The organism is Yimella radicis (assembly GCF_054778255.1).
This window is the reverse complement of sequence record NZ_BAAGZR010000001.1, coordinates 1-20695: the sequence shown is the minus strand read 5'-3', so window position 1 is coordinate 20695 and position 20695 is coordinate 1. Positions and strand designations below refer to the sequence as shown.

General features: G+C 67.3%; 19 protein-coding genes and 1 tRNA gene. 19 read left to right on the top strand and 1 reads right to left on the bottom strand.

All coding sequences use genetic code 11. From position 1 onward, the window contains the following. The 11 genes from rodA (at position 1) to ACYU8W_RS00050 (ending at position 13887) form a co-directional block, all read left to right on the top strand. A complete protein-coding gene (gene rodA, locus ACYU8W_RS00100; protein WP_499465627.1) occupies positions 1-1155 on the top strand; it encodes a rod shape-determining protein RodA in 1155 nt (384 codons plus the stop codon). Between the two features lie 118 nt (positions 1156-1273). Next, entirely contained in the window at positions 1274-3115 is a 1842-nt protein-coding gene (locus ACYU8W_RS00095) for an AMP-dependent synthetase/ligase (RefSeq protein ID WP_499465625.1), read from the top strand. A gap of 104 nt (positions 3116-3219) precedes the next feature. Further along, complete coding sequence (locus ACYU8W_RS00090) at positions 3220-5199, top strand: TIGR03960 family B12-binding radical SAM protein (protein ID WP_499465623.1); 1980 nt, start codon at positions 3220-3222, stop codon at positions 5197-5199. A gap of 335 nt (positions 5200-5534) precedes the next feature. Further along, positions 5535-6239, top strand: coding sequence for a TIGR03936 family radical SAM-associated protein (locus ACYU8W_RS00085; protein ID WP_499465621.1), 705 nt, complete (start codon positions 5535-5537; stop codon positions 6237-6239). 325 nt (positions 6240-6564) lie between these two features. Further along, complete coding sequence (locus ACYU8W_RS00080) at positions 6565-9303, top strand: Rne/Rng family ribonuclease (RefSeq protein WP_499465619.1); 2739 nt, start codon at positions 6565-6567, stop codon at positions 9301-9303. Between the two features lie 99 nt (positions 9304-9402). Continuing rightward, complete coding sequence (gene rplU, locus ACYU8W_RS00075; RefSeq protein ID WP_129625616.1) at positions 9403-9711, top strand: 50S ribosomal protein L21; 309 nt, start codon at positions 9403-9405, stop codon at positions 9709-9711. Positions 9712-9750: 39 nt separating this feature from the next. Continuing rightward, positions 9751-10008 (top strand): 50S ribosomal protein L27, encoded by a 258-nt coding sequence (gene rpmA / locus ACYU8W_RS00070; protein WP_129625617.1) that lies wholly within the window; start codon positions 9751-9753, stop codon positions 10006-10008. Between the two features lie 102 nt (positions 10009-10110). Continuing rightward, positions 10111-11625, top strand: a complete 1515-nt coding sequence (gene obgE, locus ACYU8W_RS00065; protein WP_499465616.1) for a GTPase ObgE — start codon at positions 10111-10113, stop codon at positions 11623-11625. Then, on the top strand, positions 11622-11981 hold the full coding sequence (locus tag ACYU8W_RS00060; protein ID WP_170221921.1) for a DUF2568 domain-containing protein: 360 nt from the start codon (positions 11622-11624) through the stop codon (positions 11979-11981). The genes obgE and ACYU8W_RS00060 overlap by 4 nt, the downstream gene beginning before the upstream one ends. Then, positions 11978-13111 carry a glutamate 5-kinase gene (gene proB / locus ACYU8W_RS00055; protein WP_499465614.1) on the top strand — a complete coding sequence of 378 codons (1134 nt, stop codon included), beginning with the start codon at positions 11978-11980 and terminating at the stop codon, positions 13109-13111. Before ACYU8W_RS00060 ends, proB begins: the two co-directional genes overlap by 4 nt. Further along, entirely contained in the window at positions 13108-13887 is a 780-nt protein-coding gene (locus ACYU8W_RS00050) for a DedA family protein (RefSeq protein WP_129625621.1), read from the top strand. Before proB ends, ACYU8W_RS00050 begins: the two co-directional genes overlap by 4 nt. Before the next feature lie 175 nt (positions 13888-14062). On the opposite strand, the gene ACYU8W_RS00045 is transcribed toward ACYU8W_RS00050, so the two are convergent. Further along, positions 14063-15727: an HNH endonuclease signature motif containing protein gene (locus tag ACYU8W_RS00045; RefSeq protein WP_499465612.1), complete on the bottom strand. Its 1665-nt coding sequence runs from the start codon at positions 15725-15727 to the stop codon at positions 14063-14065. A 93-nt stretch (positions 15728-15820) separates the two neighbouring features. On the opposite strand from ACYU8W_RS00045, the gene ACYU8W_RS00040 reads away from it, so the two are divergent. From ACYU8W_RS00040 to ACYU8W_RS00005, 8 genes are all read left to right on the top strand, one after another. After that, positions 15821-16294 carry a hypothetical protein gene (locus ACYU8W_RS00040; protein ID WP_499465610.1) on the top strand — a complete coding sequence of 158 codons (474 nt, stop codon included), beginning with the start codon at positions 15821-15823 and terminating at the stop codon, positions 16292-16294. Next, positions 16254-17540: a glutamate-5-semialdehyde dehydrogenase gene (locus ACYU8W_RS00035; RefSeq protein WP_499465608.1), complete on the top strand. Its 1287-nt coding sequence runs from the start codon at positions 16254-16256 to the stop codon at positions 17538-17540. Before ACYU8W_RS00040 ends, ACYU8W_RS00035 begins: the two co-directional genes overlap by 41 nt. Positions 17541-17600: 60 nt before the next feature. Then, positions 17601-17825 carry a hypothetical protein gene (locus ACYU8W_RS00030; protein WP_141928851.1) on the top strand — a complete coding sequence of 75 codons (225 nt, stop codon included), beginning with the start codon at positions 17601-17603 and terminating at the stop codon, positions 17823-17825. 17 nt (positions 17826-17842) lie between these two features. Continuing rightward, positions 17843-18433 carry a nicotinate-nucleotide adenylyltransferase gene (gene nadD / locus ACYU8W_RS00025; protein WP_499465606.1) on the top strand — a complete coding sequence of 197 codons (591 nt, stop codon included), beginning with the start codon at positions 17843-17845 and terminating at the stop codon, positions 18431-18433. Continuing rightward, complete coding sequence (gene rsfS, locus ACYU8W_RS00020; RefSeq protein WP_141928849.1) at positions 18430-18831, top strand: ribosome silencing factor; 402 nt, start codon at positions 18430-18432, stop codon at positions 18829-18831. The genes nadD and rsfS overlap by 4 nt, the downstream gene beginning before the upstream one ends. Continuing rightward, positions 18828-19484, top strand: coding sequence for a histidine phosphatase family protein (locus ACYU8W_RS00015; protein WP_499465604.1), 657 nt, complete (start codon positions 18828-18830; stop codon positions 19482-19484). The genes rsfS and ACYU8W_RS00015 overlap by 4 nt, the downstream gene beginning before the upstream one ends. Next, positions 19481-20017, top strand: a complete 537-nt coding sequence (locus tag ACYU8W_RS00010) for a DUF4442 domain-containing protein (RefSeq protein WP_499465602.1) — start codon at positions 19481-19483, stop codon at positions 20015-20017. Before ACYU8W_RS00015 ends, ACYU8W_RS00010 begins: the two co-directional genes overlap by 4 nt. A gap of 433 nt (positions 20018-20450) precedes the next feature. Further along, a tRNA-Ala gene (locus tag ACYU8W_RS00005) sits at positions 20451-20523 on the top strand. Positions 20524-20695: the final 172 nt, after the last annotated feature.

The window sequence follows — 20695 nt, the reverse complement described above, 5'->3', positions numbered from 1 at the left end:
ATGACGACGCAGGGCGGTCTCGGCGCCGTCTGGCCGCAGACCGCCGACACGCGTCAGTTGTCCTGGACACGCAGCGACTGGGGTCTGCTGCTGTCCGCGGCAGCTCTCTGCGCGATCGGCGCGCTCCTGGTGTACTCCGCCACGCGGAACGTGGAAGGCGCCGGATCTCTGGTGCGGCATCTGTTCAACACCGTCGTCGGTGTCACCCTGGCGGTGGTGGTGATGCGAACCGACTTCCGGGCGATCCGCGCATTGGCGCCGTGGGTCTACCTGGGCGCGATCGTGGGTCTGGTGCTCGTACTGAGTCCGTTGGGTTCGACCGTCAACGGGTCCCGGTCCTGGATTCAGGTGCCCGGCTTCTCGATCCAGCCCGCCGAACTGGCGAAGGTCGCCCTATGTGTGGGTCTGGCGATGATCCTGGCCGAGCGGGGAGAACGTGGCGCGCCGCCTCCGCGGCGCGATGTTTGGCTCGCCGGGGGAGTGGCCGCCCTGCCGATCCTGCTCGTGCTCGCCCAACCCGACCTCGGCTCGGCCCTCGTCCTGGTGATGCTCAGCGTCTGCGTACTCGCGGTGTCGGGGGCCTCGCGGTGGTGGCTGGCCACGATCTTCACCGCAATGGCGTGCGCGGCGGTGATCGCCGTGACCACGAACGTGCTCGATCCGTACCAACGAGCCCGCCTGACCGCGTTCGCGGATCCCGACGGCGACCCGACCGGCATCGGCTACCAGGTGCAGCAGGTGAAGATCGCGATCGGATCGGGCGGCTGGACCGGCGAAGGACTCTTCCAGGGACGCCAGACGCAGGGCGGTTTCATTCCCTTCCAGCAGACCGACTTCGTCTTCTCCGTGGCAGGCGAGGAATTCGGCTTCGTCGGCGCAGCGATCGTGATCGCGTTGCTGGGAACGATCCTGGTGCGCGCGGTCCTGATCGCCCGCCGCGCGCAGGACTCCTTCGGACGCCTGGTCGCGGTCGGTGTCGTCGGTTGGTTCCTGTTCCAGGTGCTGGAGAACATCGGGATGAACCTCGGGCTCATGCCCGTCACCGGACTTCCGCTGCCGTTCGTCTCCTACGGCGGGTCGAGCATGTTCGCCTGCTGGGTGGCGATCGGGCTGCTGGAGAACGTCCATCTGGTGAGCCTGCGGCGTCTGTACTGAGCAAGAGAAACCGGTTTGTTGCCGGGAACGCCTGACGTTCTTGTGACCCGCAAGTAACCTAGGTCACAAACCGGCGAGCCCCGCCCCCGACGCAGGAGAGAAAAACACCATGGCAATGATGAGCAACCAGGAAGAGAAGCCCGACTACGCGGTGATCAACAACGCCGCCCGTTCGGTCGGTGCGCTCTTCCTCGATCGCGTCTCGAAGACCCCGGATCGGGTCGCGTTCGAGTTCCCGGACGCCGACGAGAACTGGCACTCCCTGACCTGGGCGGAGGTCGCCGTCCGCTCACGCAACATCGCCGCCGGTCTGATCAGCCTCGGCGTCGAGATGGAGGACCGCGTCGCGATCGCCAGTGCGACCCGCGTGGAGTGGGCGATCACCGACCTCGGCGTGATGCTCGCCGGTGCGGCCACCACCACGATCTACCCGACCTCCACCGTCGACGACACACTGTTCATCATCGCCGACTCGGGCAGCAAAGTCGTCTTCACCGAGGACGAGGCGCACAACACGATGTTGCGTGAGGGACGTGACGCGATCGCTTCCGTCGTCAAGGTCGTCACCTTCGACGGTGAATCGGACGGCGACTGGATCATCTCGTTGGCCGACCTGGAGAAGCTCGGCGCCGAGTACCTTGCCTCGCACGAGGGTGCGGTCGAGGAGCGGGTCGACAAGATCGAACCGGAGCACCTGTCCACCCTCATCTACACCTCCGGCACCACCGGTCGCCCGAAGGGTGTGCGGCTGCCGCACCGCGCGTGGACCTACGAAGCTGCGGCCGTCGATTCGTCCAATCTTTTGGGGCCGGACGACAAGGCCTTCCTGTGGCTGCCGCTGGCCCACGTCTTCGGCAAGGTGCTGCTGACCCTTCCGCTGCAGATCGGATTCACCACCGCCATCGACGGCCGGGTCGACAAGATCGTCGAGAACCTCCCGGTGGTGAAGCCGGTGTGGATGGGCGCTGCACCGCGCATCTTCGAGAAGGTCTACGGCCGTATCTCGATCATGATGCGCGACGAGGGCGGCGCGAAGGCGAAGTTGTTCGACTGGCACTCGGCCAACGCGCTCAAGGTGTCCGATGCCAACGCCAAGGGCGAAAAGCTCGGAGCTGCCACGGCCGCCATGCACAAGATCGGTGACGCAATCATCGCCAAGAAGATCCGTCAGCGGTTCGGTGGCAACATCCGCTTCTTCATCTCCGGTTCGGCCGCACTCAACCAGGACGTGGCCAAGTGGTTCGACGGGATGGGCATCCCGATCCTGGAGGGTTACGGACTCACCGAGACCAGTGCCGCTACGTTCGTCAACCGTCCCTACGCCAACATCCCGGGCACCGTCGGCTGGCCGCTGCCCGGCACCGAGGTGAAGATCGCCGAGGACGGCGAGATCCTGGTGAAGGGACCCGGCGTGATGCAGGGTTACCGCGGCATGGACGACGTCACCAAGGAAGTGCTCACTGACGACGGGTGGTTCCACACCGGCGACATCGGCGAGCTCAACCCGACCGGTCACCTGCGGGTCACCGACCGCAAGAAGGACCTCTTCAAGACCTCCAACGGCAAGTACGTCGCACCCAGCCAGATCGAGGCGATCTTCAAGGGCATCTGCCCCTTCGCCTCGCAACTGGTCGTGGAGGGCGACGGTCGCAAGTTCGTGTCGGCGCTCATCACGCTCGACGAGGACGCCATCAAGGAATGGGCGGACGCGCACGGTGGCGACTTGAAGGGCGCCGACTACCAGACCATCGTCACCTCCGACCAGGTGCGCGAGATGGTGCAGGGATATGTTGACGAGCTCAACAGCAAGCTCGCCCGCTGGGAGCAGATCAAGCGGTTCATCATCCTGCCGCGCGACCTGTCGATCGAGGAGGGCGAGATCACGCCGAGCCTCAAGCTCAAGCGGAAGGTCGTCGTCCAGAAGTACAAGGACGACCTGGACACGCTCTACCAGGACTGATCCGAGCAGACAGCCGTTCACGAAGGCCCGCGCCTGCCGCGCGGGCCTTCGTGCATCACTGCGTGTGTTCGACCAATGCCCGCCGCTCACCTACCCTGGAGTTCATGTCTGTGACCCCGCGTACCTCCGCTCCGGGTGAGTCCCTCTTCCACGATCTCGAGCCGCTGCTCGAGCGCGTCAGCAAACCGATCCAGTACGTCGGCGGTGAGCTGAACAGCCAGACCAAGGACTGGAACTGCGGCGGCACCGGCCCGGACGGCCAGGAACTCACAGTTCGCTGGGCCCTGATGTACCCCGACGCGTACGAGGTCGGGCTGCCCAACCAGGGCGTGATGATCCTGTACGAAGTGCTCAACGAGCAGCCGAACGCTCTCGCCGAGCGCACGTACGCGATGTGGCCCGACATGGAAGCGCAGATGCGGGAGCACGGCCTGCCGCAGTTCACTGTCGACGGGCACCGCGCGGTGCGCGACTTCGACGTTTTCGGCCTGTCGTTCTCGACCGAGCTCGGTTACACCAACATGCTCACCGCGCTCGACCTGGCCGGTATCCCGCTGCACGCGGCCGACCGCGGCGACGACGACCCGATCGTGTTGGCCGGTGGTCACGCCGCGTTCAACCCTGAACCGATCTCCGACTTCATCGACTGTGCGGTCGTCGGCGACGGCGAGGAAGCCGTCCTGGCGATCACCACCCACATCGCTGCGTGGAAGGCCGAGGGACGTCCGGGCGGACGCCGCGAACTGCTGCTGCGCCTGGCGCGCACCGGGGGCGTCTACGTGCCGGCGTTCTACGACGTCGACTACCTCCCGGACGGCCGGATCAAGCGCGTCGCGCCCTCACCGCAGGCGCCCGGCGTCCCGTGGCGCGTGTCGAAGCACACCGTCATGGAACTCGACGAGTGGCCGTATCCGAAGCAGCCGCTGGTGCCGCTGGCCGAGACGGTGCACGAACGCATGTCGGTGGAGATCTTCCGCGGCTGCACCCGCGGCTGCCGGTTCTGTCAGGCGGGGATGATCACCCGTCCGGTGCGCGAACGCTCGATCACCGGTATCGGCGACATGGTCCAGAAGGGCCTGGCCGCTACGGGATTCGAGGAAGTCGGACTGCTCTCACTCAGCTCCGCCGACCACACCGAGATCGCCGACCTGACCAAGGGCCTGGCCGACCGGTACGAGGGCACCCAGACCGGACTGTCACTCCCGTCCACCCGGGTGGACGCCTTCAACATCGACCTGGCGAACGAACTGACCCGCAACGGTCGTCGCTCCGGTCTGACCTTCGCCCCGGAGGGCGGCTCGGAACGCATCCGCAAGGTGATCAACAAGATGGTCACCGAGGACGACCTCATCAACACCGTCGCCGCCGCCTACGGTGCCGGCTGGCGCCAGGTGAAGCTGTACTTCATGTGCGGTCTGCCGACCGAGACCGACGAGGACGTGCTGCAGATCGCCGAGCTCGCCAAGCGGGTCATCGAGACCGGCCGACAGGTGAGTGGCCGCAAGGACATCCGCTGCACCGTCTCCATCGGCGGGTTCGTGCCCAAGCCGCACACGCCGTTCCAGTGGTGCGCGCAACTGAGCGCCGAGGAGACCGACGCCCGTCTGCAGAAACTGCGTGACGCGATCCGCTCCGACAAGCGGTACGGCAGCTCGATCGGCATGCGCTACCACGACGGTCAGCCGGGCATCGTCGAAGGACTGCTCTCGCGCGGTGATCGTCGCATCGGACGCGTCATCGAGGCCGTCTGGCGCGACGGCGGACGCTTCGACGGGTGGAGCGAGCACTTCTCCTACGAACGTTGGATGCGTTGTGCCGAGGAGGCTCTGGAGCCGTACGGCGTGGACGTCGCCTGGTACACCACGCGTGAACGCGGCGAGACCGAGGTGCTCGCGTGGGATCACCTGGATTCCGGCCTGGACAAGGAATGGCTCTGGGACGACTGGCAGGACGCCCTCGACGAGACCGAGGTCGACGACTGCCGCTGGACCCCGTGCTTCGACTGCGGTGTCTGCCCTCAGATGGGCACCGAGATCCAGATCGGTCCGACCGGCAAGAAGCTGCTGCCGCTGAGTGTCGTCTGATCGCCTGCAACGCAAGCGATTTCGGGTGACCCGTGGTTGTATCGGGCACGTGAGTTCCGGTGACCGGTGAAACTGTGCGCGACGTCCGGACCTGGCACCGCGGCCCGCTTGAGGGTCCGGTCGATCTCGTTGTCGGTCGGGCCGGTTGCGTATGAACAGGACGACGAGAGGCACCGCGCACAGCGCAGCCACGCCGATCGTGGTGGATGCAGCGCGCCGGCCCTGGGTGGTCAGCAGCCATGCCATCACCGGCAGGAACGCCAGCTGGCCGGTGGCGAGAGTGTTCCGCCATCCGTTCGGACGTCTGTGGGCCGGGCGGCGTACGCTGTTCCGCCATGGCCAAACGAGTACCCGAAGGTCCGCCTCCCGCACCGGTCGTGCAGAAGCTGCGGGTGCAGTACGCCAAGCGTGGACGGCTGCGGTTCACCTCGACCCGCGACTTCCAGCGGGCGCTCGAACGCGCAGTGCGCCGCGCCGAAATCCCGATCGCCTTCTCTGCCGGTTTCCACCCCCACCCGCGCATCAGTTACGCGAACGCGGCCGCGACGGGCACCGCGAGCGAGGCCGAGTACTTCGAACTCGCGTTGCAGCGCGAATGCGATCCCGAGCAGGTGCGGATCGCGCTCGACGAAGCCCTCCCGGAGGGTCTCGACGTCATCAAGGTCGCTCCGGCGCAGGGCGGTTCGCTGGCCGACGGTCTGCAGGCCAGTGACTGGCGGTTGCAGTTCGAAGGCACGGACGAGGCAGCGCTCGCCGCGGCGCTGGACGTGTTGCTCGCGCAGGAGCGCGTCGAGGTCACCCGGATGATGAAGTCCGGTCCGCGCACCTTCGACGTGCGCTCGGCGATCAGGAAGGCAACGGCGCAGGGGAGCGTGCTGGAGATCTCGTTGGAGCACACGACGCCGAGTGTGCGGCCGGACGACGTCCTGTCTGCCCTGAAGCAGGTCTCCGGCATCGAGTTCGCGCGCTCGCCGCTGACCACCCGGTTGCGGCAGGGCATACCGCACGACGACGGTCTCATTGCCGACCCGCTCGCCTGAACGACCCGCCGCGTCCGCCCGCAACCCTTCCGGGTGAGCGGTGTGCGATACTCGGTAACGGTCACGCTGCCCACCACGCCGGCGTCGTGCCCCGCCGAGGTTCAGGCCGAACGGTGCGCCCCATCAGCGAGAGCGCGCCGGCCAGAGCACCCGACGGCATCGTCGCAGTGCCGCGCAACGCGCGAGCTGCCCCGATGTAACAGACGACTTCTCGTCGCCGCCCGGACTTCGGGACGGCGGCGGCAGACACCGCGACATGCGGAGTGTGCGGGATGCGAATCTCAGGGCGTGGGCGGCTCCGCGTGCTGATCCACAAAGGAGGGCCATGGGCCCCCAGCAGAACGAACCCGGCAGTCTTTTCTCGGCGCAGTCGGATGGCGATTCCACTGCCAAGTCCACCGACCAGGAGCGTCCGTCCGTACCGGCGGCACCGCCCAGCTTCGGGCTGATCTTCCAGACGCCAGACCTCGAGCTTCGGGTGCCGCGTCGCCGTGCCCAGGACGACGCCGATGACAACGAGGACGCGGGCGGTAACGACGCGCCGGTCGGCCGTTCGAACTCCGATTCGGACGAAACAGACGATTCGATCGACGGCGGCGGACGTGGCCGTCGTCGCGGCGGACGCGGTCGGCGCACGCGCGGCCAGAACGACGACAACCACGCCGACGGCCAGAACGAGAGCCGCGAGCAGGGTCGTGACCGGAGTCAGGACGACCAGGAGTCCGACGCCGACTCCGAGCAGAAGTCCGAGGACAAGCCGAACCAGCGCTCGGGCCGCGGGCGGAACAACCGCAACAAGCGATCCGATCGCGGTGGCGATGGCGGTCAGGGCCCCGACGACAACAACGACGACTCCGACGACACGGATAACTCGGGTGACGGTGCGGACGACACGTCCGACGACGGCGGCCAGGACAACTCCGACGACAACTCCGACGATGCGAACAGCCGTCGGCGCACCCGTCGCCGTCGCCGCAGTGGGACCTCCGCCGACGGGGACGACCCGCCCGGCACGGTGACCAAGGTGCGCGAGCCGCGCAAGGAGCGCGACGAGGTCACCGCGATCAAGGGTTCGACCCGCCTGGAGGCCAAGAAGCAGCGCCGCCGGGAGGGCCGCGAGGCAGGTCGTCGGCGTACCTCGATCACCGAGGCCGAGTTCCTCGCCCGCCGCGAGAGCGTCGAGCGCGTCATGGTCGTGCGTGAGCGTGACGGTCGCACCCAGATCGGCGTCCTGGAGGACGGTGTCCTGGTCGAGCACTACGTCTCGCGTGAGACCCAGCAGTCCTCGATGGCCGGCAACGTCTACCTCGGCCGCGTCCAGAACGTGCTGCCGAGCATGGAAGCCGCGTTCGTCGACATCGGTCGCGGACGCAACGCGGTCCTGTACGCCGGCGAGGTCAACTGGGACGCCGCCGGCCTCGACAACCAGCCCAAGCGGATCGAGCATGCGCTCTCCTCGGGCGAGTCGGTGCTGGTGCAGGTGACCAAGGACCCGATCGGTCACAAGGGCGCCCGTCTGACCTCGCAGGTCTCGCTGCCGGGTCGGTTCCTGGTGTACGTGCCGGGCAACTCGATGACCGGTATCTCCCGCAAGCTGCCCGACAATGAGCGCGCCCGCCTGAAGAAGATCCTCAAGGAGGTCGTCCCGGCCGACGCGGGCGTCATCGTCCGCACCGCCGCGGAGGGCGCCAGCGAGGAGGACCTGCGCGCCGACGTCGAGCGTCTGCAGGCCACCTGGGAGCAGATCCAGAAGGCCAGCAAGAGCCAGAACGCACCGTCGCTGCTGCACGGTGAGCCCGACCTGACGCTGCGTGTGATCCGCGACGTCTTCAATGAGGACTTCAGCAAGTTGATCGTCGCCGGCGACACGTCCTGGGACGAGGTGTCGGACTACATCGGCACCGTCGCTCCCGACCTGGCCGAGCGCCTGGAGAAGTGGACCGGCGAGACCGATCTGTTCACCGTGCACCGCGTGGACGAGCAGCTGACCAAGGCGCTCGACCGCAAGGTCTGGCTCCCCTCGGGTGGCTCGCTGGTGATCGACCGCACCGAGGCGATGACGGTCGTCGACGTCAACACCGGCAAGTTCGTCGGCTCCGGCGGCAACCTGGAGGAGACGGTCACCCGCAACAACCTCGAGGCCGCCGAGGAGATCGTTCGACAGCTGCGCCTGCGCGACATCGGCGGAATCATCGTCGTCGACTTCATCGACATGGTGCTGGAGTCCAACCGCGACCTGGTCGTGCGCCGCCTCCTGGAATGCCTCGGACGTGACCGCACCAAGCACCAGGTCGCCGAGGTGACCTCGCTGGGTCTGGTCCAGATGACCCGCAAGCGCGTAGGCAGCGGACTGCTGGAGATCTTCTCCGAGAACTGTGTGCATTGCGACGGACGCGGTGTGATCGTGCACGACGCGCCCGTCGAGAAGTCCGGCGGCAACAACGCCGGCAACGGCAACTCCGGCAGTGGCAACAACTCCGGCGGCAACAACGGCAACGGTGGCGGCGGCAACAGCCGGCGCAGCAAGCGCGGACGCAAGGAGGACGAGCCCGAGCAGCAGCCGAAGTCCTCCGGTCCGACGGCGGCCCAGATCGCCGCAGCGGCGCACGCCGCTGCAGCGAAGAAGGCCGAGGCCGCACAGGCCGCCGGTGACGACGCCGACGTCGAGCTCGACCTCGACGTGGACGCGCCGACCTCGCAGGTCGAGATGAGTGAGCGCGGCGTCGACGAGCGCCCGGTCGCCGACGTGACCGCGTCCGTAGTGGACACACCCGCGGCCCCGGTCGTCCAGGCGCCCGCAACGACCGAGCCGCCGGCGCGCAAGCGTCGCGGGTCCCGTCGCGCGGGTTCGCCCTCGGTTGCTCCGGCGAGTGCGCCGGAGCCGCAGGGGGTGCCGCAGACCGTGGTGGCCGCCGAGGCCACCGATGCCGGTTCGCGCGAGATCGTCGCGGACGAGCCGGAGCAGGCTCCCGCGGCGCCGGTGAAGCGGCGTCCGCGTCGTGCCCGGGTCGTTGCTCCGGCAGGACCGCCCGCGAATTTGGAGCAGGACCCGACCGACCGGTAAAGTTGTTCCTCGGTGTGCCCACCGAGCCGACGTCCCTCACGGGGTAGCTGTTGGCCGGTCATACAGAGCGAGTACGCCAAGACGAAAGTGAGTTACGACGTGTACGCGATTGTTCGCGCGGGCGGACGCCAGGAGAAGGTCTCCGTGGGCGACGTCCTGATCATTGACAAGGTGGCCGTCAAGGCCGGCGAGTCCATCGACCTGGCCCCGCTGCTGCTGGTCGACGGCGACAAGGTGACCTCCGACGCCGCCAAGCTGGCGAAGGTCTCGGTCAAGGCCGAGGTCGTCGAGTCCGCCAAGGGCCCGAAGATCACCATCATGAAGTACAAGAACAAGACCGGTTACCGCAAGCGTCAGGGCCACCGTCAGCCGCTGACCCGAGTCAAGGTCACCGCGATCGAGGCCTGAGCCTCGACTGCGACGAACAACGGATAGGTAGGCACAGACATGGCACACAAGAAGGGTGCGTCTTCGACCCGTAACGGTCGCGACTCCAACGCGCAGCGTCTTGGCGTGAAGCGCTTCGGCGGTCAGGTCGTCGGCGCCGGCGAGATCATCGTCCGCCAGCGCGGTACCCACTTCCACCCCGGTGAGGGCGTCGGACGTGGCAAGGACGACACGCTGTTCGCGCTCGTCCCGGGCTCGGTCGAGTTCGGCAGCAAGCGTGGCCGCAAGACGGTCAACATCGTCCAGGTCGAGGCCTGATCAGGCTTCGTCTCCAAGACATTCGACAGGGTGGGTCCGAGATGATCGGACCCACCCTGTCGGTTTCATCCACAGGTTTTTTCTTGAACGGAAGGTTCAGCGATGGCGACCAACTTCGTCGACCGGGTGCTGCTGCACGTCAGCGCCGGTAAGGGCGGCCACGGCGTCGCATCGGTGAAACGCGAGAAGTTCAAGCCGCTCGGTGGCCCCGACGGCGGCAACGGCGGACGCGGCGGCGATGTCGTGCTCGAGGTCGACACCCAGGTGACGACGCTGCTGGAGTACCACCACACTCCCAACCGCAAGGCCACCAACGGCAAGCCCGGCGCCGGTGACGAGCGCAACGGTGCCGACGGCGAAGACCTCGTCCTGCGGGTGCCGGAGGGCACGGTCGTCAAGGACACCCGGGGCGAGATCCTCGCCGACCTCGTCGGTGACGGCGTCCGATTCATCGTGGCCCGCGGCGGACGCGGTGGGTTGGGCAACAAGGCGCTCTCCTCGCCGCGGCGCAAGGCCCCTGGTTTCGCGCTGCTGGGTGAGCCCGGTGACGAGTTGGACGTCGTGCTGGAGCTGAAAACGCTCGCCGACGTCGCGCTCATCGGTTTTCCCTCCGCGGGCAAGTCCTCACTGGTCTCGGTGATGTCGGCCGCGAAGCCGAAGATCGCCGACTACCCGTTCACCACGCTCGTCCCGAACCTCGGTGTGGTCACGGCAGGCTCCGAGCGCTACACGATCGCCGACGTCCCCGGACTTATCCCCGGCGCGAGCCAGGGCAAGGGCCTCGGTCTGGAGTTCCTGCGTCACGTGGAGCGCTGCTCGGTGCTGGTGCACGTGGTCGACTGCGCGACCCTCGAACCCGGCCGCGACCCGATGACCGACCTCGACGTCATCGAGCACGAGCTCTCGGAGTACGTGCCCGACGCGACCCTCGGCGGCAAGCCGTTGGCCGAGCGCACCCGCATCGTCGTGCTGAACAAGGCCGACGTGCCGGACGCACTCGAACTCGCCGAGTTCGTCAAGCCCGATCTCGAGGCCCGCGGCCTGGAGGTGCACATCGTCTCCGCCGTCGCGCACCGTGGGCTCAAGGAACTGTCGTTCTCACTCGCCAAGCACGTCGCACAGGCCCGCGCCGAGATCGAACGCGACACCGAACCGACTCGAACCGTGCTGCGCCCCAAGGCAGTCGACGACTCCGGCTTCACGATCAAGAAGGAAGGCCCGGCCGACGACCCGGTCTTCCGCGTCGTCGGCGAGCGCCCCACCCGCTGGGTGCGCCAGACCGACTTCGCCAACGACGAGGCCGTCGGCTACCTGGCCGACCGACTGGCCCGCCTCGGCGTCGAGGAAGAACTGTTCAAGGCCGGCGCCGTGCCCGGTTCGACCGTCGTGATCGGCCCGGCCGACAACGCGGTCGTCTTCGACTGGGAGCCCACGCTGCAGGCCGGAGCCGAGTTGCTCGGTGCCCGTGGCACCGACCTGCGCCTGGACGAGGGCCCGGCGCGTCCCACCCGGTCGGAGAAGCGGGAGGACTTCCACGCGCGCAAGGACGCCCAGCGCGAAGCGCGGGAGGAGCTGTGGACCGAGCGTGACGCCGGCGTCTGGACCGACGACGAGTGAACCGAAACGCAGTGTGGGTCGCCGCCGTCGCAGCGTTCCTCAGTGAGATCGCGCTGTTCGTCGGTGCCGGATATGCCGCCGCCAGGATCGCGCCGGGTGCATGGGCCATTCCTGCCGTCATCCTCGTGGTCGTGCTCCTCGGCCTGACCTGGAATCGCTGGATGTCACCGAACGCGGACCACCGGCTGCGTCCGGGCCATCGGATGCTGTTGGGCTGCGCACTCTTTCTCGGTGTCGCTGCCGTGCTCTCGGCGGCCGGGGTGTGGTGGGGACCGGTGCTCGGCCTCGCCGGATGCGCCGCGACCGTGGTCGCCCAACCCGTGACCGAACAACTGCACGTATCCTCGCGGTCGTGACCTCCGACCTGCGCGCCGCCGTCCGGACGGCGAACCGACTGGTCGTCAAGATCGGCTCGAGTTCGCTGACCCGCCCCGGGGGAGGCCTGGATCCGGACGCCGTCACCGCGCTGTCCGATGTCCTTGCCGCACGCCGGCTCGAGGGCAGCGACGTCGTCCTGGTGTCCTCCGGCGCGATCGCGGCCGGTCTCGCGCCATTGCAATTGGCCCGTCGTCCGCGTGACCTGGCCACCCAGCAGGCTGCTGCCAGTGTCGGTCAGGGTGCACTGATGGCCGCCTACACCGCGGCCTTCGCCCGCCACGACCTCGTGGTCGGCCAGGTGCTGCTGACCAGTGACGACGTGACCCGCCGGGGTCACTACACGAACGCCAAACGCACCCTCGATCGTTTGTTCGCGATGGGCGCGGTACCGGTTGTCAACGAGAACGACACGATCGCCACCCACGAGATCCGGTTCGGTGACAACGACCGGCTCGCGGCATTGGTCGCGCACTTGATCAGCGCGGACGCGCTCGTGCTGCTGTCCGACGTCGACGCGCTGTACGACGGACCTCCCTCGCGCCCCGGCACCTCGCGTATCGAGACGGTGCTGGACGAGTCCGAACTCGACGGCATCGACGTCGGGGGCTCCGGTTCGTCGGTCGGCACCGGTGGGATGGTGACGAAGGTCGAGGCAGCGCGGATCGCCACCGGCGCCGGGGTGACCACCGTCCTGACGAGTGCCTCCCAGGCCGCGGCAGCGATCGCGGGGCAGGACGTCGGCACCGTGTTCGCACCGCAGCCGCGCGTCCGCCGGGCTCGGCATCTCTGGCTGGCCCACGCCACCACCTCCCGCGGGCGCCTGATGCTCGACGACGGCGCCGTCGCTGCTGTTGTGCAGCGCGGAAAGTCGTTGCTACCTGCGGGGATTCGCTCGGTGAGCGGCAAGTTCTCCGCCGGCGACCCGGTCGATCTGTGCGCCCTCGACGGCACCGTCGTCGCCCGCGGCCTGGTCAACTACGACGCCCACGAACTGCCGGAGTTGCTCGGCCGCGGCACCAAGGAACTGGCTGCCGCGTTGGGGCCGGAGTACGAACGAGAAGTGATCCACCGCGACGACCTGGTCGTGCTGCGAAAGGTAACCCGATGAGCCAGCCGTCCGAACCCGGATCGGGCTCGCACGAAGAACCCACCGCGGCCGAGCAGGCAGCGGCGGACGCGGAGAAGAATCCGCCCACCAAGGAGTGGTGGGACGACCCCAACCTGCCCTGGCAGGGCAAGCCGAGCAAGCAGGACAAACAGTGCTGGGCCGCGATCGCGCTGCTCGGCCTCTACGGCATCATCCTGCTGCCGCTGCGTCCGATCCTGCTCGGACTCGACTCCTACGTGCTCGCTTTCGTCACCGGATCGAACATCGCCATGGCCGACATCGGCGCCAAGCTCGCGACTGGCGACGAGCCCTGGTGGTGGGTGGCGCTGCTCGCAGCAGCCCTGACCTCGGTGAAGTTCGACTGGATTTTTTGGTGGGCCGGCAAACTCTGGGGTCACGACATCATCCGGGTCATGTCCGGACGCTCGAAGTGGGCAGCTCGTACCGGTGCCGCCGCCGAGCGGCTGGCACGCAAGTACGGCGCACCCGCGATCTTCCTGTCCTGGTTCATCCCGTTCCTGCCCGGCGCGATCGTCGCGGCGTTCGTCGGTGACGTCGGGATGAAGCTGCGTAAGTACATGCTGATCGACTTCATCGGCGCGCTCTGTTACCGCGCTGTGTGGATGTATCTCGGGTTCAACATCGGTGAACCCGCGAAGGACCTGGTGAAGGTGATCGCGAAGTACGCCAACTGGTTCGCTGTCGCGATGCTGATCTTCATCTTCGTCAGCACCTTCCTGCGCACCCGTCGCCAGCAGCGCGAGGCTGCGTCCTGACCGTGCGCGTCCTGGTCACCGGTGCGTCCGGCGCGCTCGGCAGGCAGGTCGTCCGCGCTCGCCGTGCGTGGTGACCGTTGCTTCACCGCTGGTTGAGCCATGCGCCCGACGAAGGAGGGCGCATGCGCCGAAACCCGGTGACCGTGAACGGCTACCCGACCATACGGGGCTGAGTTCAGGAAGCGTCGTGCACGGAGTCGGGGTAGGTGATGTAGGTACGGCCGATGCGTGAGGTCCAGGTGCAGACTCCGTCGTCGCTCATCTCGTAGTCCCAGTGCTTCTTCGTTTTTGCGTCGTGATGGTGGCGACAGAGTGCGGCGAGGTTGTGACCGACAGTCGGCCCTTGGGGCCATTCGATGACGTGGTCGATGTCGCACCTGATGGCGGCCCTGGTGCACATGGGGAACCGGCAGGTCTGGTCGCGTTGCTGGACGAACTCCCTGATCCGCGGCGTAGGTTCATAGGCGGTTGTCGAGGTCTCGCAGGTGACTCCGGTGTCGGCGTCGACCAGGGCTCGGGTGAGGCGGCAACCGAACTGGTCGATCAACGCGTCGAGGACTTCGGGCCGGATGAACCCGATCCCGGCGATGCGTGCCCACCCCGTGGTGTAGCAGTGGTCCGATTTCCTTGCTGTTGAGCCGGATTCGGGACCGGAAGCACCGGAAGCACTGGGGGTACTGGGGGTGTTGGTGGGCTGGTCGGTGGTGTTCGGGCCGCGTGGGGACGTGGCGGACTGTCCGGGTGGTGGTGATCCGTCGTCCGGGGACGCCTCGGGCTCGTGTTCCGCGTCGTCGGTGGCACGTTGGGTGGCCGTCGCAGCCTGTTCCTCGCGTTCCTCGCGCACGACAGGGACCTGGATGACGACCTGGTAGCTGACGTCAGCACCTTGTGTGACGAGGTCGTGCAACGCGCCCAGGCGCAGTTGCGCGAGCGTCGGCTTCGATTCACCGGTCTCGGTGCCCTCGCTTGCGGTCGGGTTCTTCGACCGCTGGTCGGCCAACTGGTCCACGGCTCCGTAGATGCGGGCGATCTGGTCGGCCGGCCCGACGGCACACAACTCGGCCATGCCCGGGATGTCGCAGGGGCGAACCCAGACACCAGTGGCTTCTTTGGCTTCCTTCTGGCGGGTCTTCTTAGCGGCTTCCTCTTCCCACTGGGTCACCAGTGCCCGTGCCGCGGACTTCACCTTCAGGTAACCCCAGCTGTCGAAGCCTTTGGTGTCGAGCAGGTGCTGCTCGACCCGGCGGGACGTCTCGGGTGAAGCGCTCACCAACTCCGACGCAACGAGGCTGACTTTCCAGTACGGGATCGAACCCTCGACCGCGGCCGCCAGCAGCCCTGGCGTTTTGGTGCACGCATCGATGGAGTTGCTCAGCTTGCTCGACGCAGTGCGGGGTGCCATCTGACACGCAGCCGCCAGGTCCGTGTTGGCGAACGACGCCTGATGACCCAGCGCGTGCTCGACCTTCGCCGTGACCCCGGTGTCGGAATCGACCAGCTCTTCGTCGATCGCGGCGTACCGCGCCAGGGCCATGGCTTGGACGGCTTGGGAGATCGATGCCAACTGCGTGGAACCGGTCACTGCTTTCTCGAGCATGCGATGGTCATCGACGTCGACGGGTCGGGCGGTGGCGATGGATCCGGCGTTGTGGACGGCGTCTGCGTGCAGTCCGTGGAACGCGACCTGCGACATCTGAACCGCGAACTCCAGGACCTCCGACGGCGACCCCAATGCATCGACCAGTTGCTTAAGCAAGCGTTGCTTGCGTGCCGAGATCGATTCCAGCAGAACGAATTCCACCGGAGACTCCGGTTCGTAGAACTCGTAGCTGATGGCCATGAAGAAACTCTAGGCGGGACCACTGACAGCCACTCGGGTACGAGCTGGACGCTGACCCGAGCCAAGCGACTGCTGCCGATCGACCAGCGGGGCATGCCGAACGAGCAGATCCTTGTGCACCTGGGAAGGTTTCTGTCCGAGGACGCGGACTACGACTGGCAGATCCACCTGGCTGCGAGCCCGCCGCCGCGTCCCATCGTCAATCACGTTCTGCCGCAACCGAAGTACTCCGGAATTACCAGGCTTGAGGACGACGAGCTACTGGCTGTGGCCATGGCGTTCGCGGCGACTCCTGCACGTCCCGCATCCAGGGCTGTCGCCGACAAGGTCGCCCGTGAAGTGCGAAATCGACACCATAGGGACAGTTACGACTTCCGCGAGGGGGCCGCGCGTGCGGTGCTCAACCACCTTGCTGGTGGTGACGACGAAGAGATTCCGTACTGGGCCTACGACCACACGGGTCGGTACTCGGCCCGCATCTGGACAACGCCGACGGTCGTGGCAGCCTCGGATCTACGCTTGATCCATGAGCGCCGCCGTGTCCCAAACCGCCGTCAGCTCCATTGAGCGCGTCCAGGCTGCCGCCCTGCGTGCACGAGCGGCAAGCAAGCGGCTGGCCCTGCTCAGCCGCGCCGAGAAGGACACAGCTCTGGTCGCACTGGCCGACGCGCTGCGGGCGGCGGCCGACCGGATCGTCAACGCCAATGCAGAGGACATCGAACGCGGCCGCATCGGCGGAATGACCGAGAGCCTTCAGGACCGTCTCCGGCTCACTCCCGAACGGGTCGCATCCATCGCTCAGGCACTCCAGGACGTTGCCTCGTTGCCCGACCCGATCGGTGAGGTCGTGCGCGGCTCCACCTTGGCGAATGGCTTGCAGATCAAGCAGATTCGCGTGCCGATGGGTGTCGTCGGAATGGTCTACGAGGCCCGTCCGAATGTCACCGTCGACGCTTCCGGACTCGGGCTGAAGAGCGGCAACGCGATGATCCTGCGCGGTGGGTCGGCCGCTGCGTCCAGCAACGCGGTCATTGTCGAGGTGCTCCGCGAGGCTCTCGAAGCGCACGGGCTGCCTGCCGACTCGGTGCAACTGCTCGACGGTGGCCACGAGGACGTCGACGCACTCATCACCGCCCGCGGTCTGGTCGATCTGGTGATCCCGCGCGGGGGAGCGGCCCTGATCCAGCGCGTCGTGCTCGGCGCGACCGTGCCCGTGATCGAGACCGGCATCGGCAACGTCCACGTCTACATCGACTCCGCCGCCGACCTCGAGACGGCGCGGGCGATCACGTTCAACGCCAAGACCCATCGTCCGAGCGTCTGCAATGCGGCCGAAACGCTGCTGGTGCACCGCGACATCGCGGCGGCCTTCCTGCCGGACGCCCTGAAGCAACTAGCGGACGCTGGCGTCAAGCTCTACCTCGACGACGATTCGCGCGCCATTGCAGGCGATGTGCCGAACGAACCGGTCACCGATGAGCTGTTCGGCACCGAGTTCCACGGCCTGGAGATGAGCGTCGGTGTCGTCGACTCACTCGAGGCCGCGATCGATCACATCGACCGATTCGGCACCCAACACACCGAGGTGATCGTCACCGAGAACCGCGCGGCCTCACGCGAGTTCGTCGCCCGCGTCGATGCGGCTGTCGTGATTGTGAACGCGTCCTCGAGGTTCACCGACGGGGGAGAGTTCGGGTTCGGCGCCGAGATCGGGATCTCCACCCAGAAGCTGCACGCACGTGGCCCGATGGCGCTGCCGGAACTCACCAGCACCAAGTGGGTTGTCGAGGGCGACGGACAGATCCGGGTCTGAGCCGCAGCCTCCGGAGAGGCACGCCTGCCGCCCTCGACACCAGACGGTAAGGTGGCCGTCATGACGTCGCGTGTCCTGACCATCGTCGCCGAAGGCGATGTGCCCCCGCTGCACCACAACGAACTGCCGATGCCGCACCTGATGTACGGCCTGATCGCGCTGGCGGTGTTCGCGCTGATGTTCGGCATCCTGTGGTCGTTCCGCAACACCTCTCCCAAGCTCGGCGAGCAGGTGCCGCACGACAACCCGAAGGTCACCAACCGCGACGAACGGTCGGATCACTGACCATCCGCCTGGGGGTCATGGGCGGCACCTTCGACCCCATCCACCACGGCCACCTGGTCGCGGCCAGCGAGGTGCAGGCGACGCTCGATCTCGACGAGGTCGTGTTCGTCCCCACCGGGCAGCCGTGGCAGAAGGAAGGCCGCGACGTCGCTCCGGCCGAGCACCGTTACTTGATGACGGTCATCGCCACGGCGTCGAACCCGCGCTTCACGGTGAGCCGCGTCGACATCGATCGGCCCGGACCGACCTACACCCTCGACACCCTGCGCGATCTGAAGACCCAGCGTCCGGACGCCGAACTCTTCTTCATCACCGGTGCCGACGCCCTGTCGCAGATCCTTTCCTGGAAGGGCGTCCAGGAACTCTGGGACCTCGCGCACTTCATCGGAGTCACCCGGCCCGGACACGAACTGTCCGACAAGGGGCTGCCCAAGGACAAGGTGACGCTCAAGGAGATCCCGGCGATGGCCATCAGCTCCACGGACTGCCGCGACCGGGTCCGCGACGACAAACCGGTCTGGTACCTCGTCCCTGACGGAGTCGTCCAGTACATCAACAAATATCAGCTCTACCTGCCCGGCGGCGGAGAGCTGCAGGAGGAACAGTGACCGCCACCCCCGAGGCGATCGATCTCGCCAAGGCTGCAGCAGCCGCTGCCGACGAACTCAAGGCGACCACGATCGTCGCGCTCGATGTCAGCGAGCATCTCGCACTGACCGACGTCTTCCTCATCGCCTCCGCCGACAACGAACGACAGGTAGACGCCATCGTCGGCGCAATCGAGGACGCCCTGCTCGAGCGAAAGGTGAAGCCGGTGCGCCGCGAAGGCCGCGGCGGCGGACGCTGGGTGCTGATCGACTTCGGCGACATCGTCGTCCACGTGCAGCACGACGACGAGCGTGAGTTCTACCAACTCGAGCGACTGTGGCGTGACTGCCCCACGATCGACCTCGAACTACCGAGCGGCGCCGACGAAACGGACGCGGCCACGACCGACGCCGAATGATCGCCACGATCCCGGGCCCGTCCGAGCGGCTGATGCTCGGCAAGGACCCGAAGCGTTTGATCGTGCTGCGTCACGGCCAGACCACCCACAACGCAGGCGGCAGCTGGCAGGGCCAGCTCGACACCGAACTCTCCGAGGTCGGCGTTCAGCAGGCCGCGGCGGCAGCGACGGTGCTCGCCGAACGCACACCGGATGTCGTTCGCTCCAGTGACCTGCGCCGCGCGTACGCCACCGCGCAGGCGGTGGTCGGGCTGACCGGCCAGGACATCGAATCCGATCCGCGGTTGCGCGAGATCAATGTCGGTGAGTGGCAAGGAAAGTCGGGCGAGGAAGTCCGCGAACGCCACGGTGTCGAGCTGGACGCGATCGCCCGCGGCGAGGACGTCCGGCGCGGTGAGACCGGTGAGACCGTCGCCGAGGTCGCCGCTCGCGCGCTCGCCGCGACGAAGGACCTCATCGACGAACTCCCGGCGGGCGGCCTCGGGCTGATCGTCACCCACGGTGTCGCCGGTCGCGCGCTCGCTGCGTCCCTGGTCGGTATCGACCTGCACGCCGCCTGGCTCGGGCTCGCCGGGCTGCACAACTGCCACTGGGTGGAGCTGTCCGAAGGCGCCCACGGCTGGCGCATCGAGAAGTGGAACGCACACGCATGAGCAAGACCTCCCGCCACGGCGAACGCCGCCGCTTCAGCCCGAACATGCTGCGTCGCGGCATGAACCTCTACCCGCCGTTTCTCGGAATGGGGTTACGGGTCAAGGAGTTCAGCGACGACTGGACCGTCTGCCGGGTGGAGCTCAAGCTCACCCGCTTCAACCGCAACCAGCAAGGCACCGCCTACGGTGGCTCCATCGGCGCGATGACCGACGCCTTCCACGCCCTGCTGCTCATGCACCAGCTCGGCACCGACTACTACGTGTGGGACAAGGCCGCCGAGATCGAGTACGTCAGCCCCGGTGTCGGCACCGTCTACGGACGCTTCGAGGTCTCGCCCGAGATGGCCGAGGCGATCCGCGCGGAGGCGGCGTCGGGGCAGAAGGTGCTGCCGTGGTTCGAGACCGAGCTCACCCTGCGCGACGGCACCGTCGTGGCACGCGTCCGGCGCCAGCTCTACGTGCGCAAGAAGCGTGCGACGCGCGAGGTCACGCCTGATCGTCCCCGGCGCCGCGATCTTCGATCGGGTCTTTGATCGGGTGCGGACGGCTCATCCGCGGGATGACCAGCGGGGTGTGCGATGCGGGGTCCTCGATTACCCGGCACGCGAGCCCGAAAACCGTGCTTCACGGGGTCGGCGGTCAGCACCTGTGACGGCGCTCCCTGGCCGACGATGACACCGCCGCGCATCGCCACAGCGAGTCAACGACGACGTGTGGTTCCTCGGGCTCGGCCCCACCGGCGCCGGCCTGATGCTTCAGGACTTGCAGAAGTTCTTCGCTAGCAACTGACCATCGCGCGGCTGCGCCCGGCATCCAACGCGTCCGTGGGTCGGGCACCGTCGCGCGCAACCAGGTCGTTGCGCGGCGCGTACGGGTCAAGACCGTACGGCCCCACCCGATTTGGTGTCGTGGGGGAGGGTCAGTAAGCTAGTCCAGTCGCCCGAACGAGGGTGACAACCCACACTTGGGGCATTGGCGCAGTTGGTAGCGCGCTTCCATGGCATGGAAGAGGTCAGGGGTTCGAATCCCCTATGCTCCACTTTTTCTTCTGGCGGCTCCTTCGGCGTTCATCGGCCGGCTCCTACGTCGCCTGGCCGATGAGCCGTCCCGCCGCCGTGAGCCTTTTGCTCTGGTTACTTGGGTGCCACCACTGACACATGTCGTTGGGTGGCTCCTTCGGCGTTCATCGGCCGGCTCCTTCGTCGCCTGGC